27 protein-coding genes and 1 pseudogene are annotated in these 25738 nt (G+C 66.8%); 15 read left to right on the forward strand and 13 right to left on the reverse strand.

Going from position 1 to position 25738, the window contains the following annotated elements; translation table 11 throughout:
* Window positions 1-5 precede the first annotated feature (5 nt).
* Window positions 6-458: a hypothetical protein gene (locus IU448_RS26580; RefSeq protein ID WP_195058451.1), complete on the reverse strand. Its 453-nt coding sequence runs from the start codon at window positions 456-458 to the stop codon at window positions 6-8.
* Between the two features lie 186 nt (window positions 459-644).
* On the reverse strand, window positions 645-809 hold the full coding sequence (locus tag IU448_RS26585; protein ID WP_195058452.1) for a hypothetical protein: 165 nt from the start codon (window positions 807-809) through the stop codon (window positions 645-647).
* Between the two features lie 199 nt (window positions 810-1008).
* On the opposite strand from IU448_RS26585, the gene IU448_RS26590 reads away from it, so the two are divergent.
* Entirely contained in the window at window positions 1009-1461 is a 453-nt protein-coding gene (locus IU448_RS26590; protein ID WP_195058643.1) for an SRPBCC family protein, read from the forward strand.
* Here IU448_RS26590 and IU448_RS26595 read toward each other — a convergent pair.
* Window positions 1436-2482 carry a beta-ketoacyl-ACP synthase III gene (locus IU448_RS26595; RefSeq protein WP_195058453.1) on the reverse strand — a complete coding sequence of 349 codons (1047 nt, stop codon included), beginning with the start codon at window positions 2480-2482 and terminating at the stop codon, window positions 1436-1438. The two genes, IU448_RS26590 and IU448_RS26595, sit on opposite strands and share 26 nt — an antisense overlap.
* 255 nt (window positions 2483-2737) lie before the next feature.
* On the opposite strand from IU448_RS26595, the gene IU448_RS26600 reads away from it, so the two are divergent.
* The 5 genes from IU448_RS26600 (at window position 2738) to IU448_RS26620 (ending at window position 5952) form a co-directional block, all read left to right on the forward strand.
* Window positions 2738-2998 carry a GlsB/YeaQ/YmgE family stress response membrane protein gene (locus IU448_RS26600; RefSeq protein ID WP_195058454.1) on the forward strand — a complete coding sequence of 87 codons (261 nt, stop codon included), beginning with the start codon at window positions 2738-2740 and terminating at the stop codon, window positions 2996-2998.
* Window positions 2999-3139: 141 nt separating this feature from the next.
* Window positions 3140-3865 carry a phosphatidylserine decarboxylase gene (locus IU448_RS26605; RefSeq protein ID WP_195058644.1) on the forward strand — a complete coding sequence of 242 codons (726 nt, stop codon included), beginning with the start codon at window positions 3140-3142 and terminating at the stop codon, window positions 3863-3865.
* Complete coding sequence (locus IU448_RS26610) at window positions 3865-4758, forward strand: CDP-alcohol phosphatidyltransferase family protein (protein WP_195058455.1); 894 nt, start codon at window positions 3865-3867, stop codon at window positions 4756-4758. Before IU448_RS26605 ends, IU448_RS26610 begins: the two co-directional genes overlap by 1 nt.
* A gap of 51 nt (window positions 4759-4809) precedes the next feature.
* Window positions 4810-5577, forward strand: coding sequence for a Clp protease N-terminal domain-containing protein (locus IU448_RS26615; protein WP_195058456.1), 768 nt, complete (start codon window positions 4810-4812; stop codon window positions 5575-5577).
* A gap of 81 nt (window positions 5578-5658) precedes the next feature.
* Window positions 5659-5952: a DUF222 domain-containing protein gene (locus IU448_RS26620; protein WP_195058457.1), complete on the forward strand. Its 294-nt coding sequence runs from the start codon at window positions 5659-5661 to the stop codon at window positions 5950-5952.
* 101 nt (window positions 5953-6053) lie between these two features.
* On the opposite strand, the gene IU448_RS26625 is transcribed toward IU448_RS26620, so the two are convergent.
* Complete coding sequence (locus IU448_RS26625; RefSeq protein ID WP_195058458.1) at window positions 6054-7655, reverse strand: amidase; 1602 nt, start codon at window positions 7653-7655, stop codon at window positions 6054-6056.
* Between the two features lie 373 nt (window positions 7656-8028).
* Here IU448_RS26625 and groL point away from each other — a divergent pair, with 373 nt between their 5' ends.
* The 4 genes from groL (at window position 8029) to IU448_RS26645 (ending at window position 11538) form a co-directional block, all read left to right on the forward strand.
* Window positions 8029-9654: a chaperonin GroEL gene (gene groL / locus IU448_RS26630; RefSeq protein ID WP_195058459.1), complete on the forward strand. Its 1626-nt coding sequence runs from the start codon at window positions 8029-8031 to the stop codon at window positions 9652-9654.
* Between the two features lie 224 nt (window positions 9655-9878).
* Window positions 9879-10346, forward strand: coding sequence for a hypothetical protein (locus IU448_RS26635; RefSeq protein WP_195058460.1), 468 nt, complete (start codon window positions 9879-9881; stop codon window positions 10344-10346).
* A complete protein-coding gene (locus tag IU448_RS26640) occupies window positions 10339-10701 on the forward strand; it encodes a hypothetical protein (RefSeq protein ID WP_195058461.1) in 363 nt (120 codons plus the stop codon). Before IU448_RS26635 ends, IU448_RS26640 begins: the two co-directional genes overlap by 8 nt.
* Before the next feature lie 69 nt (window positions 10702-10770).
* Window positions 10771-11538, forward strand: coding sequence for a hypothetical protein (locus IU448_RS26645; protein ID WP_195058462.1), 768 nt, complete (start codon window positions 10771-10773; stop codon window positions 11536-11538).
* 509 nt (window positions 11539-12047) lie between these two features.
* Here the strand turns inward: IU448_RS26645 and IU448_RS26650 are convergent.
* Window positions 12048-13052: an SMP-30/gluconolactonase/LRE family protein gene (locus IU448_RS26650; protein WP_195058463.1), complete on the reverse strand. Its 1005-nt coding sequence runs from the start codon at window positions 13050-13052 to the stop codon at window positions 12048-12050.
* Window positions 13053-13173: 121 nt separating this feature from the next.
* Here IU448_RS26650 and IU448_RS26655 point away from each other — a divergent pair, with 121 nt between their 5' ends.
* Window positions 13174-13674, forward strand: coding sequence for a MarR family winged helix-turn-helix transcriptional regulator (locus IU448_RS26655; protein ID WP_228814375.1), 501 nt, complete (start codon window positions 13174-13176; stop codon window positions 13672-13674).
* A gap of 135 nt (window positions 13675-13809) precedes the next feature.
* Window positions 13810-15882, forward strand: coding sequence for a prolyl oligopeptidase family serine peptidase (locus IU448_RS26660; protein ID WP_195058464.1), 2073 nt, complete (start codon window positions 13810-13812; stop codon window positions 15880-15882).
* Between the two features lie 5 nt (window positions 15883-15887).
* Here the strand turns inward: IU448_RS26660 and IU448_RS26665 are convergent, their stop codons facing one another.
* Together IU448_RS26665 and IU448_RS26670 are read right to left on the reverse strand one after the other, a co-directional pair.
* Window positions 15888-16748 carry an alpha/beta fold hydrolase gene (locus IU448_RS26665; RefSeq protein WP_195058465.1) on the reverse strand — a complete coding sequence of 287 codons (861 nt, stop codon included), beginning with the start codon at window positions 16746-16748 and terminating at the stop codon, window positions 15888-15890.
* A 40-nt stretch (window positions 16749-16788) separates the two neighbouring features.
* Entirely contained in the window at window positions 16789-17421 is a 633-nt protein-coding gene (locus tag IU448_RS26670; protein WP_195058466.1) for a TetR/AcrR family transcriptional regulator, read from the reverse strand.
* Window positions 17422-17666: 245 nt separating this feature from the next.
* Here IU448_RS26670 and IU448_RS26675 point away from each other — a divergent pair, with 245 nt between their 5' ends.
* Window positions 17667-18353 carry a ZIP family metal transporter gene (locus IU448_RS26675; protein WP_195058467.1) on the forward strand — a complete coding sequence of 229 codons (687 nt, stop codon included), beginning with the start codon at window positions 17667-17669 and terminating at the stop codon, window positions 18351-18353.
* Between the two features lie 29 nt (window positions 18354-18382).
* On the opposite strand, the pseudogene IU448_RS26680 reads toward IU448_RS26675, so the two are convergent.
* Both IU448_RS26680 and IU448_RS26685 read right to left on the reverse strand, forming a co-directional pair.
* Window positions 18383-19453 (reverse strand): annotated as a pseudogene (locus IU448_RS26680) (NADP-dependent oxidoreductase); the annotation flags it as partial.
* A gap of 150 nt (window positions 19454-19603) precedes the next feature.
* Window positions 19604-20704, reverse strand: a complete 1101-nt coding sequence (locus tag IU448_RS26685) for a helix-turn-helix domain-containing protein (protein ID WP_324188726.1) — start codon at window positions 20702-20704, stop codon at window positions 19604-19606.
* 124 nt (window positions 20705-20828) lie between these two features.
* Here IU448_RS26685 and lpdA point away from each other — a divergent pair, with 124 nt between their 5' ends.
* Together lpdA and IU448_RS26695 are read left to right on the forward strand one after the other, a co-directional pair.
* On the forward strand, window positions 20829-22232 hold the full coding sequence (gene lpdA / locus IU448_RS26690) for a dihydrolipoyl dehydrogenase (RefSeq protein WP_195058470.1): 1404 nt from the start codon (window positions 20829-20831) through the stop codon (window positions 22230-22232).
* A gap of 268 nt (window positions 22233-22500) precedes the next feature.
* On the forward strand, window positions 22501-22782 hold the full coding sequence (locus IU448_RS26695) for a hypothetical protein (protein WP_195058471.1): 282 nt from the start codon (window positions 22501-22503) through the stop codon (window positions 22780-22782).
* A 6-nt stretch (window positions 22783-22788) separates the two neighbouring features.
* Here IU448_RS26695 and IU448_RS26700 read toward each other — a convergent pair whose 3' ends face one another.
* The 4 genes from IU448_RS26700 to IU448_RS26715 form a co-directional block, all read right to left on the reverse strand.
* The gene (locus tag IU448_RS26700; RefSeq protein ID WP_195058472.1) at window positions 22789-23334 is read right to left on the reverse strand and encodes a carboxymuconolactone decarboxylase family protein; all 546 of its coding nucleotides are present in this window, start codon (window positions 23332-23334) and stop codon (window positions 22789-22791) included.
* Between the two features lie 90 nt (window positions 23335-23424).
* A complete protein-coding gene (locus IU448_RS26705) occupies window positions 23425-24141 on the reverse strand; it encodes a polysaccharide deacetylase family protein (RefSeq protein WP_195058473.1) in 717 nt (238 codons plus the stop codon).
* Window positions 24142-24399: 258 nt separating this feature from the next.
* Window positions 24400-24801, reverse strand: coding sequence for an ArsR/SmtB family transcription factor (locus IU448_RS26710; RefSeq protein ID WP_195058474.1), 402 nt, complete (start codon window positions 24799-24801; stop codon window positions 24400-24402).
* Window positions 24801-25457 (reverse strand): SRPBCC family protein, encoded by a 657-nt coding sequence (locus tag IU448_RS26715; protein WP_195058475.1) that lies wholly within the window; start codon window positions 25455-25457, stop codon window positions 24801-24803. The genes IU448_RS26710 and IU448_RS26715 overlap by 1 nt, the downstream gene beginning before the upstream one ends.
* Between the last annotated feature and the right edge of the window lie 281 nt (window positions 25458-25738).

Here is a 25738-nt window from a genome sequence, read left to right on the forward strand (position 1 = left end):
ACAACTCACCCTTCGACGATGCCGGATACTACGGCGACTTTCTGATCGGCGAGCTTGCTGGAATTACAGACCAGCTTCGCGGTACCCAGAGCGGCGTTGGGGTTGCCGACGAACGAACTGTCGGGGTTCTCGGCGAGAATCGCGTGAACCAGTTGTTGCTGCTGCGGCTCATCGAGCTGGGCGAACTGGGCGCATGTGGTGTCGGACGCCCGCCCGGAAGCGGGGGCTTCCGCCGCGGCGGAGGTCGGCGCGGGCGCTTCGGCGGCCTCGGTGCTTTCGCTCGGCGCGGGGGATTCTTCGGTGCTGCCGGTCTCCGAACCGGTCTGCGGCGACGTCTGCGTGGTACCGGTGCTCTTCGGGGGGCCGGATGTTTCGGCCGGTTCCTCCGATGAGCAACCCGTCAGCACCAGCGCCGCGGCGGCGGCAGCGGCCAGGACAACAGTTGAAATTCGCTTCATAACGCATTCCCCGAGATCAGCCACGCCGGAGCCTCCGGCGCGACCAGCAGCGTACTGGGTTCGAAAGCGCTGCCTCCGGGGCAGCGCGGGGTTCGGGGTTCCGCACCGTTCATGTGAACCGTCGGGGAGTTCGGTGTCGGTGCCGCTGTCCGCGGTGATCAGGGGCCTGGGCGGCGAGCCCGGTAATCAAACCCGGTGTTTGCGCACCATATCGAGTTCGGTGGGGGTGAGCAGACGTTCCAGCCGCTCGTCGACGCGGTCGTCGGCGAGGGTGTCATCCGGTGGTTCGAGCGCGGGCAGCTTGGGTAAGCCCTCGGAGTTCTGGCGGCGTAATAGCGAGCGAAGGTTCACGGCCCATCACCTTACCGTAGCTGAGTGTTTGCTGGCGTCGTGTCTTGCTTGCGGTGGCGTTGACTGAACTCGCGGGTCTTACACCTCGATTCTGCTTCCGGATCCACGTCATCGATATGACGGCCGGGAAAACGTGACCGAGACGAAGCCGATCGCTACTCTTTCTGATACTTGGAGTGTCAGCTACCTGGAGGCAATGGTGCCGAAGAACTTGGAAGCCAGTATCGATATCGCCGCGGCGCCGGAACGGGTGTGGGCGGTGCTCGCCGACCCGCGCCGGATGCCGGAGTTCAGTCCGCAATGCGTGCGCATGATCCCGATCGGCAAACCGAAAGCCGGCGTGATCACCGTCAACCTCAACCGCGACGGCTGGAAATTCTGGCCGACCACCTCCCGCATCGTGCGCTACGAGAAGAACAGTGCACTGGCGTTCCGGGTCAGCCAGAACCGCACCGTCTGGACCTACACGCTGGAGCCGACGGCGGACGGCACCCGGCTGATCGAACGCCGGGACGTCCCCAACGGCACCACCTGGGTATCGCAGACTCTGATCAACGCGATGCTCGGTGGCGAACAGGCATTCGAGGAGAGCCTCGTCCACGGAATGAACGAATCGCTGGCGCAGATCAAGAAAGCGGTCGAGGCGGGCTGAACTGCGGCAGCTTCACCACCTGCGCGGCGTAGGACAGTCCGGCGCCGAAGGCGATCAGCAGTGCGGTATCGCCCGGTTTCGACTCGCCGGTCCGCAGCAGCGTCTCCATGGCCAGCGGAATCGAGGCTGCTGAAGTGTTGCCGGCCTCCTCGATATCGTTGGCCAGCGCGCAGTTCTCCGGAAGTTTCAGCACCCGCGCCATGATCTCGATGATCCGGCCGTTGGCCTGATGCGGGATCATGGCGTTCAGGTCGTCCATGGCCAGCCCGGCCCGGTCGACCGCGTCGCGACAGACCTTCTCCAGCGAATGTGCCGCCCACCGGAACACCGCCGTGCCCTCCATCGCGAGATACGGGCGCACGGCGTCGAGGCCCTTCTCCTCGATCTCGGCGAAGAACTCGATCCAGTCCTTGTCCTGCCGGATCGCCTGGTGCTGGGTGCCGTCGGACCCCCATACGGTCGGGCCGATCCCCGGTTCGTCGGCCGGCCCCACCACCACTGCCCCCGCGCCGTCGGCGAACAGGAACGCGGTGCTGCGATCGGCCGGGTTGATCGTATCGGTCAGTTTTTCCACTCCGATGACCAGCACTCGCGACGATGTCCCGGCGCGGACCAGGTCCGAGGCCATTGCCAGGCCGTGGCAGAAACCGGCGCAGCCGGCGGAGATATCGAAGGCCGCGGCGCCGCCCGCGCCCAGTTCGGTGGCGATCCGGGGCGCGGCCGCGGGGGTGAGCAGCAGATGGGTCGAGGTCGCGACGATCACGCAGTCGACCTGGTCGGCGGCGATCTTGGCGGATTCCAGGGCGCCGCGTGCGGCCGCGACGCTCATCGAGTGGATGGTCTCGGAATCGTCGGCGAATCGGCGGGTGCGGATACCCGAGCGGGTGCGGATCCACTCATCGCTGGAATCGATCGGGCCGGCCACTTCGTCGTTGGTGACCACGCGTGCCGGGCGATAGACGCCCAGTCCCAGGATCGCGGTGGACTGCGCCCCGGTCGTCTGGGCGATCTGAGTAGCCATGGTGCTTCTCCTATGTACCTGCGGCGGCGTCGCCGCGAGGGTTGACCCGATTCGATGTGGATTCCTCGCCCGGTATCGGCTGACGTCTGCCGGGCAATCCGAAGACATGAGGCACCCTCATATTAGCTCGGTGTTCGCGAGATGGCAGCTCATATCCGATTTTCCTCGCGGGGTTATCCCGACCGTGCCCGGGTACCGCCCGGGTAGGCGTTCGTCACCGCGAACGTGCAACCGGACAGATAGCGAGGAACACTCATGCTCGGTCTCGGCATCATCGGCTGGATCATCATCGGCGGCATCGCCGGCTGGATTGCCAGTAAGATCATGAAAACCGATGCGCAACAGGGCATCCTGCTCAATATCGTGGTCGGTGTCGTCGGTGGTCTGCTCGGCGGCTTCCTGCTCGCGGCCTTCGGGGTCGACGTCGCGGGAGGCGGCTGGTGGTTCAGCTTCTTCACCTGCCTGCTCGGCGCGATCATCCTGTTGTTCCTGGTGAAGTTGGTCGTCAGGAGGTAAGCCTGCGGCGACACCCGGCACGAATACACCCGCTCGGCGTAAGGTGTGAACGCTTGCGCCGACAGGTTCGGCCGGGACGCCACGGGTGTCCGACCGTACCGTCGGTCCGAGTGGATCGAATCGAGTATGAAAGAGGAATCTGTGGCACGCCGTCCCACTCCGCCCGGCACCCCGGAACGCACCGGGCCGGGCCATCTGGCCGATCTGGTGCGCAAAGCGGTCCCGCCCATGCATCCGGCCGGATTGCCGTTCGTGGCCGCGCCGCTGGCCGTGGCGCTCGTGGGACGGCGTCGCCCCTGGCTACGCCGCGCCGGCCTGGCCGCCGCCGCGGCGAGTGCCACCTTCTTCCGGCACCCGCACCGGGTGCCGCCGAACCGGCCGGGCGTCGTTGTCGCGCCCGCCGACGGTGAGGTGGCGCTCGTCGATACCGCGGCCCCGCCCGCCGAGCTCGGTCTCGGGGACGCTCCGCTGCCGCGGGTCAGTATCTTCCTGTCGGTCCTGGACGTGCATGTGCAGCGCACACCGGTTTCCGGTGTGGTCGGCGGGGTGCAGTACCAGCGCGGCAGCTTCAAATCCGCCGACCTCCCCGAAGCCAGCGCGATCAACGAACGCAACAGCATGGTGATCGATACCGAATCCGGGGAACAGGTGGTCGTGGTCCAGATCGCCGGGCTGCTGGCGCGGCGGATCGTCTGCGATGCGGCCCCCGGCGACCGGATCACCATCGGCGACACCTACGGCCTGATCCGTTTCGGCTCGCGGGTCGATACGTATTTCCCGGCCGGCACCGAACTGCTCGTGAACACCGGGCAGCGGACGATCGGAGGGGAGACGGTGCTGGCGGTCCTGCCGTCGGCAGGATCGTGATGGAGCAGGTCATCGAAGGCAGGCGGCGCCGATCCATCAGGTTGCTGCCCAGTATCGTCACGATCCTGGCGTTGTGCTCGGGGCTTTCCGCGGTGAAATTCGGCCTCGAGGGCGAGTTGGAGATCGCGCTGGCCATGATCGGCGCCGCCGCGGTCCTCGACACCCTCGACGGCCGGCTGGCCCGGTTGCTGTCGGCCACCACCAAGATCGGGGCGGAGCTGGATTCGCTGTCCGACGCCATCTCGTTCGGAGTGGCGCCGGCGCTGGTGGTCTATATCGTGCTGTTCGACGGCGAGAGCAATAGTGCCGGCTGGATCATCGCCCTGCTGTACGCGGTGAGCATTGTGCTGCGGCTGGCACGGTTCAACACGCTGATGGACGACGACACCCGGCCGGATTGGTCCCGGGAGTACTTCGTCGGTGTGCCCGCGCCCGCGGGTGCCCTCATCGCGATGGCGCCGATCGCGCTGTTCGTCCAGTTCGGCGACGGCTGGTGGACCAGTTTTCCGATCGTGGCGGCCTGGACCGTGTTCACCGCGGCACTGTGCGTGAGCACGATTCCGACACTGGCCATGAAATCGGTCTCGGTGGCGCCACAGGCGGCCGCCGGGCTGCTCGTGCTGGTCGCGCTGGCCGGAGCCGCGTTGATCACCTACCCGATCGTGCTGCTGCTGGTGCTCATCGTGCTGTATCTGGGGCATATACCGTTCGCCTGGTATTCGCAGCGGTGGGTGGCCGCCCGCCCGGAGACCTGGCAGTACAAACCGGCCGAGCGGCGCGCTCAGCGCCGGGCCGATCGCCGGTTGCCGGTACTTCGCCGGCCGGAGATCCGGCGGCCGGTGCTGCGGGGGGACTCCCGCTTGCGATTGCGGCGGCCCAGCGGCCGGAGCTGAGATCGTCAACCTGTAGTTGACGGTAAATGTACGTCAACCTATAGTTGACGGATGAACTCGCCAGTGCGCTTGGACGATCTCATCGAGGTCATCAAAAAAGCCCGTCCCGACAATGCCCTGGAACAGCTCTCCGACGCGGTGGTCGCCGCCGGACACCTCGGCGATGTGGCCGACCATCTGATCGGTCATTTCGTCGATCAGGCCCGCCGGTCAGGTGCCTCCTGGACCGAAATCGGCACGAGTATGGGCGTCAGCAAACAGGCCGCGCAGAAACGCTTCGTGCCGAAGGCGCCCGGAGATCCGTCCGCCGAAATGGACGCAGATGCGGGCTTCGCCAAATTCACCGAACGAGCCCGGACCATGGTCGTCGCCGCGCAGGAAGCGGCCAATGCATCCGGCAGCGCCGAAATCCACCTCGTCCATCTCGTCCTCGGCCTGCTCAGCGAATCCGACAGCCTGGCCGTCCGGCTCATCGCCGACCAGGGCATCGCGCCGGCCGATCTCGCCACCGCCGCCATCGCCGCCGCAGGGGCGCAACCGGGCGCCGCGATCTCGCCCGAGCAACTGAAAGCCGCTACTTCCAGTGGCACGATGAGCGGTCTCGTGCCGTTCGACGGCGAAACCAAGAAGGTTCTGGAACTGACATTCCGGGAAGCGCTGCGGCTCGGTCACAACTACATCGGCACCGAACACGTCCTGCTGGCGATCCTGGAACAGGAGAACGGCACGGGCATCCTGTCGGATGCGGGCCTGCGCAAGGCTGCGCTGGAAACGCGGCTGGTCGAGCTCCTTCAGCAGATCGTCGCCGGTAGGGGGTAATCCGGCGGTTGCGCGATGGCCCGGCGTTGGCGTTCGCGTCGGCGTGCCCAGTACGGGCGGTTATCCCGGTAATCTATAGCAATGGCGGATGAAACGGACCCCGATCTGGTCGCCGGGGAACACCGGGACGATCTGCTGCGCGCGCTCACCTATGTCTCCACCGAATCCCTGTCCGACGGCAGCTACGTCGTCAACGGTGACCTGCCACCCGAGGTCGCACCCCCGTTCATTCGAGCGATCATGCGGGTCGAAGCCGAGCTTCTCCTGCACGACGCCGAATTCGTCACTGTCGACGAGGGGGAGCCCCGGAGTCCGGAAGAGCGGCGCGCGGACGCCTTCCTGGCCCTGGCCCTCCGGGTCACCGACAGTCTCTGACCCGGCGCCGATCCCCGCGCCGGGCACTGCCGCACCGTCGAGGTTCCCCGATTGCGACGTTGCACTCCTCGGGCAGTGACGTCCCGCGGGTGCGTTGGGGGTCAGCTGGTGGCGGTGGTCGGGACGAACCGGAACGGCGGGGGGACGACGATCGTGCCGGTCGGATCAGGTCCTCGTCCGGGTGCCGATCGTGCGGTATCCGGAAGTTCCCGGGTGCCATCCGGTAGATCGGGCATCTCCTCCCAAACCGGTTCAGCGGCCTGTAGCTCGAGTCCGATACGGATTAATTCGGGCTCCGACCAGGGCCGGCCGCTGATCTGTACGCCGAACGGTAGGCCCGTGGCAGCGGAACGGCCGATCGGTAGCGCCACTACGGGAGCACCGCAATAGTTGGCCCCGATCGTGGGCGGGCTCGTATCGAGCGGGTCGGGAGGGGTGTTTCTGCGCTCCTGCCGGTCATTGGTGACCGTAGGCAGGATCACGGCCGCCAGATCGTTCTCGATGAGTAATCGGTTGTAGTTGTGCTGATACCGGAGGCGCTCGCGTTCGAACGTCAGGTATATCTCGATCGGTGCCGCCAGGGCGGCCAGTCCCGAAGTGACCATGGCTGCGGACGCCGGTTGGTAGAGCCCCAGCCGATCGATCCACTGGTGGTGATAGCGTCCTATTTCCACACTGTCGTCGAGGAGAGTGCCGGGCAGTTCAGGCATCGTGATATCGCGTAGCCGGCCGCCGAGCCGGACGACGAGGTCGAGGAAGCCGGACATCAGCACGCCCAGGGCGGCGGGGAGTTGGTCCATCGTTTTCCGGTCCACGCCGAACACCTGGCCGGCGAGGGGCGTCGTGCCGCCCGTGGCAGTCAGCGGATATCCGCCCTGGGGAACCGCGGACGCGGTGGCGGTTGCGGGATCGTTCGGGTCCGTTCCCGTAAGTGCCGAGAGCAGTAGCGCGGCATCGGCGATACTGCGTGCCATCGGACCGATATGGTCGCGCGATGGAACTGTGGGAACGACGCCGTGGCGGCTCACCTGACCATAAGTGGGCTTGATTGCGCTCACTCCCGAGCGCGAGCTCGGGATACGCAGCGAACCGCCGGTATCGGTGCCCACGGCCAGCGGAGCGAAACGTGCCGCCAGCACCGCCGCATTACCGCCGGAGGAGCCGCCGACCGATGCGGTGGTATCCCACGGGTTACCGGTCTGCGCGCAAATACCCCCGAACCCGAATTCGTCGTTCTGAGCGTGGCCCACCAGAACCGCGCCCTGGTCACGCAGTCGCTGCCAGGCCGTGGCATCGCCGGCGGCGATATTGCCTGCGAGTACTCGGCTGCACGCGGTTACCGGTAGTCCCGCGACCGCGATCAGATCCTTCAACGCGATTGGCAGCCCGCACAGCAGCGGCGCATCTCCGGCCGCCAATCGCCGACCGGCCTGTTCTGCCTGCTCGTAGGCCAACTCGGGATATGTCCGCACCCAGGAGTTGATCGGACCGTCGAATCGGGCGCTGCGGTGTAGGCAGGCTTCGAGCAGCTCCCGGGGATGTAATCTCTTGGCCTGCAGCAGCGCGGCGGCATCCGACGCAGAAAGTAGCGCCGGGTCTGCGGGGATCCGGTTGGGTGCGGGTAATGGGGCCGATCGTGCTGTTGTGGGTGGAGCGGCGACAATCGCGGCCGCGAGTCCGGCCCCGACCGAGTGCAGGAACATGCGCCGGGATGGTTGGGGAATCACCGTATCAACCTGCTGTCCGTGGGGCAGCGATCGATCTCGGCCCGTCACGTCGGGGGATACTGTGACATTCCATCAGCGGATCCTAATGGCCTGATAGGGCTTTCACAATCTTTGCGCGGCGTTCTTGGGGGGTAGCGCGACGGTCGACCTTGCACTCGCTATCGACGAGTGCTAAAAATGGCTTTGGCACTCTCGATCGGAGAGTGCTAGGTCGGGACGGTGAGATCGGGTACACGACACCCCTGGTCGTCCGTCGCGGGCACCGGGCCTGGCCACAGCGTAGCTAAGGGTGACCCGACAAGGCGGTCATCCTGTGTGTCAGCCTCATTACTTGGAGGATCTCACCGCAATGGCCAAGACAATTGCGTACGACGAAGAGGCCCGTCGCGGCCTCGAGCGGGGCCTGAACAGCCTCGCCGACGCGGTCAAGGTGACGCTGGGGCCGAAGGGCCGCAACGTCGTGCTCGAGAAGAAGTGGGGCGCCCCCACGATCACCAACGATGGTGTGTCCATCGCCAAGGAGATCGAGCTCGAGGACCCGTACGAGAAGATCGGCGCCGAGCTGGTCAAGGAAGTCGCCAAGAAGACCGACGATGTCGCGGGCGACGGCACCACCACCGCCACCGTGCTCGCTCAGGCGCTGGTGCGCGAGGGCCTGCGCAACGTCGCGGCCGGCGCGAACCCGCTGGGCCTGAAGCGCGGTATCGAGAAGGCCGTCGAGGCCGTCACGGCCAAGCTGCTCGACTCCGCCAAGGAGGTCGAGACCAAGGAGCAGATCGCCGCCACCGCCGGTATCTCCGCGGGCGACCCGTCCATCGGTGAGCTGATCGCCGAGGCCATGGACAAGGTCGGCAAGGAAGGCGTCATCACCGTCGAAGAGGCGCAGACCTTCGGTCTGTCGCTGGAGCTCACCGAGGGTATGCGCTTCGACAAGGGCTACATCTCGGGCTACTTCGTCACCGACCCCGAGCGTCAGGAAGCGGTCCTCGAGGATCCGTACATCCTGCTGGTCGGCTCGAAGGTTTCCACCGTCAAGGATCTGCTCCCGCTGCTGGAGAAGGTCATCCAGGCCGGTAAGCCGCTGCTTATCATCGCCGAGGATGTCGAGGGCGAAGCCTTGTCGACCCTGGTCGTGAACAAGATCCGCGGCACCTTCAAGTCCGTCGCCGTCAAGGCCCCGGGCTTCGGCGACCGCCGCAAGGCCCAGCTCGCCGATATCGCCATCCTCACCGGTGGCGAGGTCATCAGCGAAGAGGTCGGCCTCAACCTGGAAACCGCCGGTATCGAGCTGCTCGGCCAGGCCCGCAAGGTCGTCGTCACCAAGGACGAGACCACCATCGTGGAGGGCTCCGGCGACGCCGAGGCCATCCAGGGCCGGGTTTCGCAGATCCGCACCGAGATCGAGAACTCGGATTCCGACTACGACCGCGAGAAGCTGCAGGAGCGCCTGGCCAAGCTGGCCGGCGGTGTTGCGGTGATCAAGGCCGGCGCCGCGACCGAGGTCGAGCTCAAGGAGCGCAAGCACCGCATCGAAGATGCCGTGCGCAACGCCAAGGCTGCCGTCGAAGAGGGCATCGTCGCCGGTGGTGGCGTGGCCCTGCTGCAGTCGGCCCCGGCGCTGGACGACCTGAAGCTCGAGGGTGACGAGGCGACCGGCGCGAACATCGTCAAGGTGGCGCTGTCGGCTCCGCTGAAGCAGATCGCCTTCAACGCGGGCCTGGAGCCCGGCGTGGTGGCGGAGAAGGTTTCCAACCTTCCGGCCGGCCAGGGCCTCAACGCCCAGACCGGTGATTACGAAGACCTGCTCGGCGCCGGTGTCGCCGACCCGGTCAAGGTCACCCGCTCGGCCCTGCAGAACGCGGCGTCCATCGCGGCCCTGTTCCTGACCACCGAGGCCGTTGTCGCCGACAAGCCGGAGAAGGCGGCCGCCGCGCCGGCCGATCCGACCGGCGGCATGGGCGGCATGGACTTCTGAGTCCTGCTACCCGGCAACCAGTTTCGAACCGATGGCCGGTCCACCTACGGGTGGGCCGGCCATCGGCCTTTCGCGCCTGTGTCGATACAGGCTCATGGGGCATCCTGGACGTCTACAACCGACCGGCGATACCCAGAGGGGTGGGTGGCCGCAACAAGGCGGCCTACCGTCGATAGCTCCCGCAATCAACTGAACTACTTTCGAAGTCGGGGTATCATGGCGGCATGGCTACTCGGACCTTCGCTTTCTCGACGCTGATCAACAAGCAGACCAGTGTCTTCCCCGCTCTGGAGGATGCGGATGTGATCCTCGAGCGTCGTGACGCGGAGAACCTGGTGCTCATGCGCTCCGAGCGCTTCGATGCGCTGGTCCAGGGGCTCGGTCTGGCCGCTCGCTCGCTGGCCATCATCGCCAAGAGTAACCGGGCACTTGCGGAAGAGGTCTTCGCCGAGGAGCTACCCTGGCTGAAGTGGCTCCCTGTCGAAGCGCGGCCGCAGTGTGTCACTGAACTTCTGGATCACCTACTCGCCGGTGCGGCAACTGGACTGCTGTTGCCTTTTGCGCGGGCGTTCACAGAATGGCAGTCGACCGCCGAGATCTACTCCGATCCAGTTCTGGTCGCGCGCCTACGCGGGCCGTTCGATACAACCGGGTCCGCGGAAGTGCAGCGGCCCGGTGGTGGTGATGACTGACAAGCTGGGGCGTGGTGACGAAGTCCGCCGCCCGACCGGCTGGGTGGTGCGGGTGGTCGATCGGCAGGCGGCGATCGGATGGGCCGCACTTCGGTCTCAGGTTCCAGGGAACCTGGACCGCGCTTGGTTCGCACTGACCGCCGATCCGCGGTGCCGTGATGAACCAGCCCGGCAGCATCCGTTGAAGTACGACCTGGCCAGAGTGAAGATCGATGCTATCGAACTGGAGCAGTGGCAATACGAGGTCACCGGTGGCGGTCGTGTCTGGTATGCGATCGACGACGAGTCCCGGACAGTGTGGATAACGCAGGCCGGGGCCGGGCATCCCAAGCAGACGGATAGGCGTCGCCGGTGACGGTCTGGAATCCGCCGGGCAAGTCGAAACCTACGCGGGAGAAATTCCTTGCCGACCTACGATGACAAGATGAGCGAGCCCGGTGTGTCCGCGCGGCGGATCCGGGCTCTCACGCCCGCCGATGTGCGGACCTGGGAACACATCGAGGGCGGGATCCGGCTCGGCTCCGTGGTGGGGGAGGGTTACGGCCGGATGAGCGTCGGCTTCACGCAGCTGGACGCCGGCACGCGGGCTCCGCTCTTGGCCCCCTACGAGGAAGTGTGGATCGTTACGGCGGGGAAGATGATCGTCGACAGCGACGACGGCAGTGTCTGCGCGCGGCCGGGAGACCTGATCGCGCTGCGTGCGGCGAGCCGCGGTGAACTGCGCGTCGAGGCCGATGTGGAGATGATCGCGCTGGCCTATCCGCCCGCGTGGGAAATCGACAGCGCGGCATGGGAAAGCGCCCGTGTTCGGTCGGTCGCAGGACCGCCGGCGACCGTCTTGCCTGCCGGCCGGTCATCGGGCGTGCGGCCGAGGGGAGAGAGCCGGGAATTGTTCGCTGCCCACGAAAGAGCCGATTCGGCGCAGAATCACTTCGGAACCGGGTTCTGGCGGGCGGAGACCCAGGCCGGTATCGAGTTCCACACCCCACGCGACACTCTGGTGGCGGCAACGGCCGGGCAGTTCGGGATCGGTGTCGGCGAGGAGCCGCACGGCGGCCGTCGCGCGACTCCCGCGCAGCGCCGGCTCGTAACTATCCGGCCGGGGGAATTCGCTTACCTGCCCGCGGGTTCCGCCGGCACGCTGTCGGCCGGTCCGGGTGCGGAGATGGTATGGGCGCAGCAGGCACAGTGAACCCGGCAGAGCAGGCCGGTCGGGAGTTCGGTACCGCGACTCCGGCGTCGGGTGGGGCCCGGGCTCGCCCGTCTCCACCGGGCACTCGGGCATTAGCCGCGCTCGGTGCTGTATCAGGCCGCCGACGTGGACGGGATCGACGTGGCCGGTGGCCGGAAGGGATTGCGCGAGAGCGATGCCCGTGTCGACGAGTGATGAGCGGCGGAGGCGGATGACATCGGAAGTCGGTGTCCAGATCGATTCGGCGATCTGCCCGTTGGGTTCGGCCCGGAGCTCGCCGCCGGTGATGCGAAGGGCGTAGAAAACGCCCACGTTCTGGTGCTCGGCTCCGGAGCGGGCGACGGCCGCGGGGATCACCCTCGAATCCACGCCGAGTAGGCGTTCCACGGTGCCGCGACAGCCGGAGGGCAGGATGGGCGGTGCAACAGTTGCAGCACCGTGGCGCCGAACAAGTCCGTTGCTGTGTAGCGAATGAACGTGGCCGGTCGGTCCGGGTGCCGCAGGTGTGCTCAGATTCCGGATATCTCCAGGACTCGGAAGGCAATGGTGGGGGAGCCGGGACCGAGCGGGCCGCCCTTGTCGAACTGGGAGGCGACGACCAGGGTGTGACCCGAGTGGTGGACCAGGGTGGTGGGCGTGTCGAGGGCCTCGTCGTGGTAGCCGGTTGTGCGGGTTGCGGAGGAGCCGTCGGGGGACACTGTCCAGGCGCTGAGCGTGTCGTCGGTGTTGTGGGCGACCCGGAGAGTGCCGTCGTGCAGGTCGAGGCCGTCGCCGAGGTGCAGATCGCCGCCGTCGAGAGTCACCTTGCTGACTGCGGCGGTGGGGGTGGTGAGGTCTATCCGGTAGAGGTCGCCGCCGGTGGAGTCGACGGTGAGCAGGTAGGAGCCGGTGGGGTCGGCGGCTATGCCGTTGAGGGTGTACGCGCCGGGGTCGTGGGGTTCCAGGGATGGGTTCAGGTCTACGGAGTCGGTGAGTTCGCCGTGGCCGCCGGCGGCGATCGCGCGGGTGAGGGCGTCGGGGGTCACCCGGTAGACGACAGCGCGGCGGCTGTCGGTGAGGTAGGCCGTGCCGTCGGGGGTGAGGGCGATGTCGTTGAGGAATCGGTCCGCGGGGCCGACTGCGTCGAGGCGGGCGAGGAGCGCGCGTGTGGTGAGGTCGTAGACGGTGACGCCGGTGGTGGAGTCGATAATCCAGAGCCGGCCGTCGGGGTCCACGCGTAATCCGTTGGCTGTCCGGCGGCCGTCGCTGCCGGCTGGTAGGAAGACCTCGGCCCGCGGGGCGCCCGGAGCGGCCCGGTAGATGGTGCCGTCGGCGAAGGAGCCGACGTAGATATCGCCGGTCCGTTCGTCCAGTGCGATGCCTTCCGGGTAGACCCGGTCGCCGGGGAGTTCGAAAGCCGTCTCGATTCCGGTCGGTGGTGTGGGCGGGGCTGTGCTCCCGCATCCGGTCAGGGCAAGTCCCGCGACGACCGCGATCAACGGCGCCGACCAGCGCTGGAGCTTCGTTTCGAGCATGGGTAATCGGGCCTTTCCGAAGTTTCGATAGCAAGCGAATCAGGATGCGAGCACGAAGCATAATTAGAGTACTAATGCTCGTCAAGACTCTAATCTGTGAGTGGCTGGATACCATGCCTGCATGACCTCCATGCCCGCCGGCGAACGCATCGGTTCGTACGTGAAACGCGCGGAACAAGCGCGCACCGCGGCCAAACTCGCCGTGCTGAAACCGGCGGGGGTTACCGAAGCCCAGTACGCGGCGTTGCTGTTCCTCACCGAGAACCCCGGCATCTCCGCCGCGGCACTGGCCCGGCTGTGCGGGGTGACCCCGCCCACCATGAACACCGTGCTCACCAACCTCGTCGACCGCGGGATGATCGAGCGCACTCCGCACCCCTGGCACCGGAACATGCTGGAAACCCGCCTCACCGAGAAGGGGGAATCGGTGATGCACGATGCCGATGCGCGCGCGATCGCGGTGGAGCGGTCCGTCGGCGACGGGTTCACCGATACCGAACGGGAAACGCTGTTCCGGTTGCTCACCCGCTGCGCCGACCTGTTCGACACCGCTCGGGCGGAAATCCCCGCCCGTTTCGAGGGCCCGGCGGGCTCCCCGGATGAACCCACGCGGAAGTCGTGACGGCGCGAGCCCCGCAACGCTGACCGTCGGCCCGGTCCGTCCGGCGACCCGAACCCGGACGCGCCGGCTGCCCGTACCGGCGGATCAGGGCTGACCGGCGGTACGCACCTCGTCGTGCTGGGTGAGAATGGTCGGATGAGCGATGCACGGGACAGCGCAGCCGACCCCTATCTCTGGCTCGAAGAGGTCACCGGCGAGCGGTCGCTGGATTTCGCCCGGGCGCACAATGAGGTGGTTGTGCAGCGGTTCGCCGCGGCCGACCGCTTCGATGTGCTGCAGCGGCGGATCCTGGAAATGCTCGATACCGATGCCAAGATCCCGTTCCCGGGGCGGCGTGGGGAATGGTTGTACAACTTCTGGCGCGATGCGCACAATCCCCGGGGATTGTGGCGGCGGACCACTTTCGCGGAGTACCGGAAACCGGAACCGGAATGGGATGTCCTCATCGACCTCGACGCCGTGGCCGCGGCCGAGGACGAGAACTGGGTATGGGGCGGGGCCGGTGTCCTGCGGCCGGAACAGAATCGTGCCCTGATCAGCCTTTCCCGCGGCGGTGCCGATGCCAAGGTGGTGCGTGAATTCGACCTCGAGGCCAGGGAATTCATCGCTCCCGAGGACGGTGGCTTCTTCCTGCCGGAAGAAAAATCCCGGCTGAGCTGGATCGATATCGACACCGTGTATGTGGGAACGGATTTCGGACCGGGCTCGCTCACCGATTCCGGCTACCCGCGGATCGCGAAACGCTGGCGCCGCGGCACCGCTCTCGACAGCGCGGAAACGGTGTTCGAGGGTGCGGTGACGGATGTCGCCATCAGTGCCGGCTACGATCGCACACCCGGCTACGAGCGCCACTATGTGGGGCAGGCGACCGATTTCTACAACGAGGACGTCTACCTGCTGCAACCCGACGGTTCCCGGGTCCGGCTCGAAACCCCGTCCGATGCCGACGAATCCTGGTACAAGGATTGGCTGCTGGTGCGGTTGAAGTCCCCGTGGGAGACCGGTGGCCGCACCTACGTGGCGGGATCGCTGATCGTCACGAATTTCGACCGGTTCCTTTCCGGCGAACGCGTTTTCGAGGTGTTGTTCGAGCCCGACGCGCATACCGCGCTGCACGGTTACGGCTGGACCGAGAACCATCTGCTGCTGGTGACCCTGGAAGATGTGCAAACCAAACTGTATGTCCTGACCCCGGGGGACGGCGGCTGGCACCGGGCACCGCTCGCCGATACCCCGGCCATGGCCACCACCGGCATCATGAATCTCGATCCGCTCGAAGGCGGTGACGATTTCATGCTGATGACAAGCGGTTTCACCACGCCGACGACGTTGCTTTCGGGGGTGGTCGGCACACCGGCGACCGAGTTGAAACAAGCGCCCGCCTTCTTCGACGCAACCGGAATCGATACCGAGCAGTTCTTCGCTCGTTCGGACGACGGCACGATGATCCCGTACTTCGTGATCCGGCATCGCGATAATCGCGGTGAGCCCGCGCCCACGGTGATGTCCGGCTACGGCGGATTCGAGGTTTCCCGCACGCCCGGATACAGCGGAGCATCCGGGATGGGCTGGCTGGAGCAGGGCGGCACCTGGGTGACGACCAATATCCGCGGTGGCGGGGAATACGGTCCGGAATGGCATACCTCCGTGCAGAAAGCGAACCGGCACAAGGTCTATGAGGATTTCTCCTCGATCGCGCGGGATCTGGTGGAGCGGGGGATAACCACCGCGCCGCAATTGGGCGCCGTGGGCGGCAGTAACGGCGGTTTGCTGATGGGTGTGATGCTCACCCGGTATCCGGAATTGTTCGGCGCCATCGTCTGTCAAGTTCCGCTACTCGATATGCGGCGCTATCACCTGTTGCTGGCCGGGGCATCGTGGGTCGCGGAATACGGTGATCCCGATATACCCGAGGAATGGGAGTACATCAGCCGCTATTCGCCTTATCAGAAAGCGATGGAAAACGGTGCGGGCGTGACGTATCCGCCGATTCTGCTCACCACCTCCACTCGTGACGACCGGGTGCATCCCGGGCACGCGCGGAAAATGGCGGCGCTACTCGAGGATCAGGGACACCGCGTCTGGTATCACGAGAACATCGAGGGCGGGCACGGCGGTGCCGCGGACAACAAGCAGTCGGCCTTCCAAGCAGCGCTGATCTACGAATTCTTCACCCAGATGCTGGTCGAGGGCCGTACCTCGAAATAGCCGCCTCAGCGGTCGTGCAACCATCTCTCGATCCGGTCCACTACCGGGGCCGGTTCGGAAATCCAGCCGTTGTGTCCCAGTTTCCGGGGTTCGTGCCAGCTGGTCGTGTCCGCGGCGGGGAGTTTTTCCAGCAGGTGGCGGGCCGAGGCGGGCGGGGCCAGTTCGTCGCCGGTGAGGGTGATCGACAGGACCGGCAGTTTCAGCCGGGCGATTCGCTGCTCGTAGTCGATATCCGCACCGGCCGGGGTGAACCGGCCGGTGCGCGCCAGCCGCGCCCAATCCGAGATCAGTACTTTGGATTGGCGGCCGAACCCGTTGAGGCCGAGTTTGTCGCCCGGCCAGACACCGGCGAGGTTGGCGGTGAGCGAGACGGCGGCGGTGCCGAGCAGCAGCCCCGGGCCCAGGATGCCGCGGAATCCGCGGTAGTACGGGGTGCCGGAGGCGACGAGTATCAGCCCGCCGAGCCGCCCGCGGACCCGCGCCGCGTACAGCACCGAGAGATGTCCGCCCATACTGTGGCCGAGCAGGTACGGGGTGCTGTCCGGGAACCGGGTGCGGACCGCTTCGAAGATCGCCGGGAAATCGACCGCGGCCAGTTCGTGATAGCCGTAGGAGCTGGCCGCGCTCGGTTTCGGGGTGCTGTCGCCGTTGCCGCGTAGTTCGCCGACCGCCACGTCGACGCCGCGGCGGGCGAGTTCCCGGGCGAAGTACAGGTAGTACTCGCCGGGTACGCCCAGCCCGGGAATCAGCACGAGTACGGGGCGTGGCCGGTCGAGGGCTATCGGATGCCGGTGTGGTCCGGTGGCGGGGATCAGCCGCACCGGGACGGTGCTACCGTCCGGCATCTGGATGGCAACGGTTTCCACGGCGTCAACGCTAATCGACGCGCCCGGCCGCGCCGGTGTGTCAGGCCCGGATGGCGCCGATGATGATCCGGCTCAGCACCCGGATGACCTCGTCGAGCGGCCGCTGGGGTTCGGTTCCGCTCCACTGCTCGACCACGTAGTTCACGGCGCCGATGATGGCGAGCATGCGCAGGTCGTAGTCGCCGGTCGGGATCTCCCCGTGCAGGGCGGCGTCCTCGGCGGTGCGCGCCAGGACGGAGCTCCAGGAGCGGCGCGATTCCGTGCGCATCTTCTCCACTTTGGTGCCCGCGCCGACCACCTCGACCAGGACCACCCGGGCGCGGCGCATATCGGATCCGATCGAATGCACGTACGCCCGGACGGCCGCGTCGATCCGCTGGATCGCGTTCTGCTCGGCGCTGTGGTCCAGCGATGCCAGCACCGCTGCCCGGGATTCGCGGTCGATGAGTGCGAAGAGTTCGAGAAGTAAGGATTCGCGGCCGGTGAACTCCTCGTAGAACTGACGCGAGGACAGCCCCGCGTCTTTGCAAATGGCACCGACCGAGCTATTGGCGTACCCGTCGCGGGCAAAAACCGTCAGGCCGGATTCGAGAAAACGTGCGCGTCGCTCGCGTTGCCGATCTTCTACGGGCTGGCCGGCATACCTTCGTCCCGAAATCGCTTCCTGTGACATCGCGCAGAACAATACCGAAAAGCCCGATCCCCTCGTCATCGATCGGGCCTTTCGCAGCGCACCGGCAGGTGACCGCAGGTTTGCCGAAAGTTGGCTGCTTGCAGGCACGGTCGCCGGAAAAACCGCCGAACCGGACAGTACGCGGGCGGGGTTGAGATGTCGTATTTTAGAGGGAAATAATAGAATAATTTTCAGTGGCCGCGTGGAATCGAGGTATTTACCGGGAAACCCATAGTGTCGACCCTATGGGAACCGCACTGCTGTATGGCCTCGGTACGGCAATTCCATTGGTGATCGGTGCCGCGATCGGGCTGCGCACCACATTGCCCGAACCATTGCTCGCCTCGCTGATGGCCTTCGGTGCGGGCACGATGATCGCCGCGGTTTCCAATGAACTGTTCGAACCTGCCTTCTTACAGGCCGGGGCCGTGACCGCAGGCGTCGCGCTGTTCGCGGGCGCCGCAGTCTATGTGGTGGCCAACCGGTTCCTGGAGCGGCGGGGCGGCGGGGCGGCGGTCGGCTGGGCTCTCATGCTCGGCACCGTCCTCGACGGCGTTCCGGAGAACACGGCGCTCGGTGTCACGCTCGGGTCGGGCGGCGGACTGGCGCTGTTGGTGGCCATTGCGGTCGGCAATGTGCCGGAGGCGATCGGCGGATCTGCGCTGCTGCACCGGGAACGCAAGGTATCCACCGGTAAAGCGTTCGGTCTGTGGGTATTGACCGGTGTGGCGCTCGTCGTGGTCACCGTCGGAGGGCAGGTGCTCTCCGAATATCTCGGCGCGACTCCCATCAGCACCATCCAGGCGTTCGCCGGCGGTGCCACGGTCGCGGTCCTCGCCGATTCGCTCATGCCGGAGGCCTATCGTGAGGGCGGCTGGTGGGTGGGTATCGCGACCGCGGCGGGGTTTCTGGTCGCCTTCCTCCTCGGCTGAACCCCGGGAGCGTTACTGCCGCGCTGATCGAGGCGCACCAGCATCTTGCCCGAATTGGCGCCGGTGAGGACACCGAGGAACGCAGCCGGAGCTTGTTCGAGCCCGTCGTAGATTGTCTCCCGGGTCCGCAGGGTGCCGTCGGCCAGCCAGCCGGACGCCTTCGCGATGTACTCCCCGAAGAGCGGGAAGTAGCTGTTCACCAGCATTCCACGCAGGGTGATCTCCCCGGTGGCGGCGAGATACAGATCCGGGCCCCGCTCGGCCGAACCGCCGTTGTAGCCGCTGATGGCGCCGACCAGCGCGATCCGCCCGCGTGGGCGCATGGCTTCGACCGCCGCGCGCAGGTGATCACCGCCGACGCTGTCGAGGTAGACATCGATACCGTCCGGTGCGGCTGCCGCCAACCGGCCGGACAGATCGCCGGCCCGGTAGTCGATCGCGGCGTCGAAACCGAACTCCGCGGTCAGGAGTTCGGTTTTGGCCGGGCCACCTGCCGAGCCGATCACCCGCCCGGCGCCGAGTACGCGCGCGATCTGCCCGGCAACGCTGCCGACGGCACCGGCCGCGGCCGAGATGAAAACAGTGTCACCCGGTTCGATCGGTGCCACATCGGTGAGCGCGGCGTAGGCGGTGAGCCCGGTAGTGCCGAGTGCGCCGAGAAAATGGTGCGGTGCGGCCACTGCCGGATCGATCGGTGTCGCCTGCGCGGCGTCGAGCACCGCATGCTCGCGCCAGCCGGCGAAATGGGTGACGGTCGCGCCGACCGGGATTTCGGCGGAGCGCGAGGCGATCACCTCGCCCGTCGCCGAGCCTTCCAGCGCCTGCCCCAGTTGGAAGGGCGGGATGTAGGAGGGTTTGTCGTCCATCCGGCCGCGCATGTACGGGTCGACCGACATCCAGGTGTTGCGGACCAGGATCTGGCCGTCCGCGAGTTCCGGAATCGGAGTCGAGACCAGGGCGAAGTCCGACGCGACCGGCGCTCCCGAAGGCCGGGCTGCCAAATGGATTTCGCGGGTGGTGGCGGGAAGTACCGGAGGTGCCTGCTCGTCGGCCGCCCCGGCGAACTCGCGATCGGACCGGCTGTGCGTATCTTTCTGCATGGTTGTGCCCTTTCTCGTTTCGCGGACTGTTCATCCGGATACGAGAAACGCTATGGCGGTGCCGGCCCACGACACAGGTCCGCGCATGCCGCTTCCCGGTCCATACGCGACAACTCGAGATTCGGTGTGCGATGCGCCGGACCGAGCCGATCAGCGATTCCGCAGGGCGCTCGGCGGCGCTCCACTCCAGCGGCGAAAGGCTTTGCGCAGAGCGCGGTCATCGGCGAAGCCGAGCCGATCGGCCACGGCGGCTGTGGTCGCCCCCGAGGTCAGCAGCTCTTCGGCGCGCCGATAGCGGAGCAGGTCGAGTTCGTGGCGCCAGGTGGTGTCGTGTTCGGCGAGACGCCGTTGCAGGCTGCGCGGGCTCATCGCCAATCGGGCGGCGACGGCGCCCAGGGTGGGATCGCCGGTGTCGATCGCGACGGCCAGTGCGGTGCGGAATTCTTCCAGCGGCCCGGGTATCGGCCGAGCCGAGGCGAGTACCAGGTCGGCATGGCTGCGCAGCAGCTGCGCGAGCGCGGGGTCGGCACGCTGCAGTGGCGCCTCCGCGTCGGCGGCGGCGAAGGTGATGGTGTCGGCGGGTGCGTCGAACTCGATCCGGTGGGTGCCGAACCCGTCGATCAAGACTCGGTGTTCGCGGGGAGCGGGATGGCTGAAGGTGATCCGGGCCGGCACAACCGGTCGGCCCAGGCCCTCCCGGGCGCGCCGCAAATAGTAGGACAGGACGTACTCGTTGATCACCGAGGAGACCGCCGGATCGCCCGCGGTGGTGCGGTAACCGATGGTCAGCTCGCCGTCGTGGTGCAGATCGAACCCTTCGGCGGCGGCGGTGACCAGCCGGTGATACGGCTGCGCAGCGGTGAGCGAGGCGGCCAGTGTGGCCCCGGTCGTCACGAGATAGTCCCAGGTGCTGAGCCTGCCGAGCGGAGCGTCGGCGACCACCGCGAGTCCCGCGCCCGGCCCGGCACTCGCCAGTAGTTCCCACAGCCGGACCAGTGAACGCATCGGAATACGGTCGAGCTCACCGCGCAGTTCGCGATCGTCCACACCGTGGATCGCGTCGACGCGGTCGATACCGGCACCCGCCCGCAGGGCGGCGTCGCGGACCAGCCGGATCAGCTGGGTGGAGGCCGTTGCGGCGAGCGGATCGGCGACTGCCGGTGGCGTACCGGTACGGGTGGCCACCGGCGGTGGCGGCCGGTCCGGGACGAGCTCACCGGTCGAGCCGATGCCGGGAGGTCGAGCAGTCACCACGGATACCAAGGTAGCCACTCCGGAGCGGCAGCACGGGCGCGCACCGGAACCGGTGATCCGGTTCACCAGTGGGGGCGGGTGGGGTGGGCCGGGCCACTCGGCGAGAGTTAGGCTCGACATCGTGACTTCCCACTACGATGTCGTCGTTCTCGGTGCTGGTCCCGGCGGTTACGTCGCCGCGATCCGCGCCGCTCAACTCGGCCTGCGAACAGCGATCGTCGAGCAGAAATATTGGGGTGGCGTATGCCTGAACGTGGGCTGCATCCCGTCCAAGGCGCTGCTGCGCAATGCGGAGCTGGCCCATATCTTCACCAAGGAAGCCAAGACCTTCGGTATCACCGGGGAGGCGTCGTTCGATTTCGGGGCGGCGTTCGACCGGAGCCGTAAGGTCGCGGACGGCCGGGTCAAGGGCGTCCACTTCCTGATGAAGAAGAACAAGATCACCGAATACGACGGCAAGGGATCGTTCACCGATCCCAACACCATCTCGGTCGAGCTCAGTAAGGGCGGTACGGAGTCGATCACCTTCGACAACGTCATCATCGCCACCGGCACCACCACCAAACTGCTGCCGGGCACCTCGCTGAGCAAGAACGTGGTCACCTACGAGGAGCAGATCCTCACCCGCGATCTGCCCGGTTCGATCCTGATCGTCGGGGCCGGCGCCATCGGTATGGAGTTCGGCTACGTGCTGCGCAACTACGGCGTGGACGTGCGGATCGTGGAATTCCTGGACCGCGCGCTGCCCAATGAGGACGCCGATGTGTCCAAGGAGATCACCAAGGCGTACAAGAAGCTGGGGATCACCATCAGCACCGGCGCGGCCGTGCAGTCCATCGACGACGACGGGTCCAAGGTCACCGTGGCCATCAAGGACAACAAGTCCGGTGCGGTGGAGACGGTCACGGTCGACAAGGTGTTGCAGGCCGTCGGCTTCGCACCCCGTGTCGAGGGCTACGGGCTGGAGAACACCGGGGTCGCGCTCACCGAACGCGGCGCCATCGCCATCGACGACAATATGCGCACCAATGTGGGGCATATCTACGCCATCGGCGACGTCACCGCGAAACTGCAGCTCGCGCACGTCGCGGAGGCCCAAGGTGTGGTCGCGGCCGAGACCATCGGCGGCGCGGAAACCCTGACCCTGGGCGATTACCGGATGATGCCGCGCGCCACCTTCTGCCAGCCGCAGGTCGCCAGCTTCGGGCTCACCGAACAGCAGGCGCGCGACGAGGGCTACGACGTGAAGGTCGCGACATTCCCGTTCACCGCCAACGGCAAGGCGCACGGCCTCGGCGATGCCACCGGGTTCGTGAAGCTGATCTCGGACAACAAATACGGTGAACTGATCGGCGGACATCTGATCGGCCCGGACGTCTCCGAACTGCTGCCGGAGCTCACCTTGGCGCAGAAGTGGGATCTGACCGTGAACGAGCTGGCGCGCAACGTGCATACGCACCCGACGCTGAGCGAAGCGTTGCAGGAGGCCATCCACGGCCTGGCCGGCCACATGATCAACTTCTGATCGAAATCCGGTCGGTGAGACCCGGCGCGGGAGTCCGCGCCGGGTCTTCTGCGTTCCGGGGTACCCGACCCGCCGGTGGACGATGAGGTTCGGTTCGGGTTCGATTGCCTCTATCCGTCGTTCCTGCTCGGTGGGGTGCATGGCGCGCGGATCGGACCAGCGTCGCTGTCGGTCTGAAGGTCCGCGGCTGGAACAACAACCACAACGGAGCAGCATTCGGGGGCATGCTGCCCGCGATGACCGACCCGTTCTTCGGGTCGATGGCGCAATGGCAGCGCGGCGACGAGTACACGATCTGGAACACCCCGGTGACGACCGAATTTCTGCCGCCCGTCGTGGGGAGGTGCGAGCGGCGATGTGGGTCGCGCCGGACGAAGTGGAGATCATCCGGCGCAATGTCGCCGAGGCGGGGAGTTCGCGTACGACACACACCGCGGATCCGATCGGTGCGGACGGCCGGATCGTGGCACGGCACGAACGGGTGGGATATGCGCGGCGGCGCGTCGGACCGGGTGAACTGCGCGGGACCGATCATGCTTCCCGGGAGTGAGCCGGCTCAGAAATCGTCGCGACGGATGCGGAGGGTATGGATGGTGGCGGCGAGGCCTTCGTACTGATTTACCAGCAGCACGATTTCGATCAGGCGTTTGTCGTCGTAGTAGGTGGACAGGTGGTTCCAGGTGGTGTCGTCGATATCGCGGGTCTGCACCAGCTGGTCGACGGCGGTCAGCAGGGCTCGGTGTTTATCGGTCCAGCCGTCGGCGCCCGCGCCCTGGCGGATCCGGTCCAGGATTTCCGGGGTCACCCCGGCGCGCCGGCCCAGGCGGATGTGGTGGTCGGTTTCGTAGGCGCAGTCGCGCAGGTGGGCGACGCGCAGGATCACCAGTTCGCTGTCGTGGCGGCGTAGCCGGCCCGCCGGCATCAGCATTCCGGAGAAATGCAGCCAGCCGCGGAACAGGCGGCCGGTGCGCCCGAGGGTGCTGAACAGTTGTGCGTCCGAGGTGCCGGAAGCACGGGACAGCACCTGCCAGGCCGCCCAGTTGATCGGCCCCAGCTCGCGCAGGCGGCCGGGGGCGATCCGGGGTTGCGACGCCGAAACCATCAATCTGCCCCTCTCAGGTGGAAGTCGTTACCTACCGCGATCGGCTCTCGGCGGTACGCGGATGTCTGCGAACCTACCCGCCCGGCCGGTTCACGGCTTGCCGGAACCGGTGCCGTCGATCAGTTCGGAGACCGTGACGAACCGGTACCCGTCGGCCCGCAGCCGCTCGACAATCGGGCCGATGGCCGCCCGCGACGCCGCACCGCTGCCGAACATGGCGTGCAACAGGATGATCGACCCGGGCCGCACCTGTTCGACGGTCGCGGCGACGATCGCGTCGGCCGAGCTGTTCCCGGGTTCCGGTTCCACATCCCAGGTGACCGTGGTGCGGTCGTGATCGGATAGGTACTTCGGCAGCGTCCACAGTTTTTTGCCGTACGGCGGACGGAACGTGATGTCGCCCTGATAGCCGGTTCTGCGGATCTCGGTATCGGTGCGCTCCACCTCGTCGGTGACCGTGGTGGGCGAGACCAGCACCATGCGGCGGTGGTTGTAGGTGTGGTTGCCGATCTCGTGGCCGGCTTCGGCGATCGCCCGGCCGAGTCCGGGGCGGGCGGCCAGATCGCGTCCGTTGAGGTAGAAGGTTGCGGGTATATCTGCGGTGGCGAGCAGATCGAGCACTTCATCGGCGTGCTCGCCAGGGCCGTCGTCCAAGGTCAATGCGACTACTTTCGCGTCGGTTTCCACCCGGTCCACCAGCCGGCCGGCCAGCTGGTAGGTCCGCGAATTCATCAGGAAGTAGCCGCCCGCGAGCACCACCAGTACCGTCACCAGACCGAATGCCGAGCCGATCATCCACCGTCGCATCAGAGCTGTATACCAGGAGCGGGTGGACGTATCACCGGCAAGACCGGGCCTCGGGCGGCGCCCGGCGAAACAGCCCAGCGGGCCGCGGCGGCCACCGTCCAGGCGGCGACGGTCTGCCGGTCTCGGCGTTCGGCCGGCGAGGGCACCGCAGATTCCGTCCCACCGGCAGGGGCGCGGCCGCCGGCTCACCACCTACCTCGGCACCGGAATCGACGGTGCGTTTCCGTGAGCGGGATGGTTCGGCCGGCTCGGCGGCGTTCAGGCGGACCGGGTATCGCGCTCTGCGCCGCCGGGTTCCGGGCGCTGCCGACGCCGTTCGCGTTTACCCCGTGCGACCTCGGTGGCGAGCGCGTCGAGCGGCTGCGCGAACGCTGCCACCGGATCGAGCAGGGCGGCCAGCCAGTCCTGGGCCGCAGCGATACCGTCCGGGTCCAGCGTGTAGATCCGCTGGGTTCCGGCCGGTCGCACCCGCAGCAACCCGGCCTCGCGGAGCACTTTGAGATGCTGCGATACCGCGGGCTGAGAAATGGGGGTATACGCCCGGACCCCGGTTACCAGCGCACCGGCCGGCTGTTCACCGGCGGCGAGGAGTTGCAGGATGGTGCGCCGGACCGGGTCGGCGAGTGCTTCGAAAACCGCCGTAGCAACAGAACTCGCCATCAGGACGGTGCGTCCTCCTCCGGGACGATGGTGTAGAAGGCCAGTGTCGCCTCGGCCGCCGGCCGCGCGTGGGCGGGGTCGTCGCCGTCGGCTATCGCTGCTTCGGCCCAGGCCGATGCGGCCGCGCGGACGAACGCGATGCCTTCCGGTGTGGTCGGGAATTCCAGTGCGGCTTCCTGGTCGACGCCCGCGCCGGTATCCAGGTGCAGACCCAGGCCCATGAGCCCCAGATCCCAGCCGACCCCCACCGCACCGGGCCCGAATTGCGTCCACATATCCGGATCCACCGGTGCTTCGTGCACCAATTCGAGCGTGGTTCCCTCGGCGGCCGGATCGAGCCGGATTTCCAGCCAGGAGATCATCGGACCCATTTCCCAGGTGACGGCGAATCGTTTCGGTGGTTCGCATTCTTCGACGACCCCGCCGGCATTTCCCTCGAGCTGGTATCTGCCGCCGACGGACAGGTCGCCGCTGATCGGCAGGAACCAGCGCGGTATCCGGCCGATATCGGTGAGCGCATTCCAGAGATCGTCCGGGTCGGTGCCGTAGCTGCGCCGGGCAACGGCGATCCGGGTCGGCGCGCCGTGGCGTTCGCCGGTGCGGACTTCCCGGGTCACCAGTCCGGCGACAGCGACGGGATCGGTGAGTAAAGCCACGTTGTCCTCCTTTGATAAGATGCAACTTATATTAATCGAAGGTATCGCGCTGCGCTACCGGCCCCTTGCGCCGGCGTCGGTAGCGACCGCTGGACCGTCCGGTCGGGTGGGGGAGGATGCCGGCCGGGCCGGTGCGGTCGGAGTCGACGGCCCCGCCATTTTGCGTACCCGAATATCTCCGCAATACCGGGCGGCTGTACGGAAAAAGCGCATTCCTGTGCGGCCGGCCCGGAAAAACCGCATTCACATCGTCTCGATGCGCAAAACCCTTACCGCCGTCC

Origin of the sequence: Nocardia flavorosea, from assembly GCF_015477805.1 — a bacterium.
Taxonomy (GTDB): Bacteria; Actinomycetota; Actinomycetes; order Mycobacteriales; family Mycobacteriaceae; genus Nocardia; species Nocardia flavorosea_A.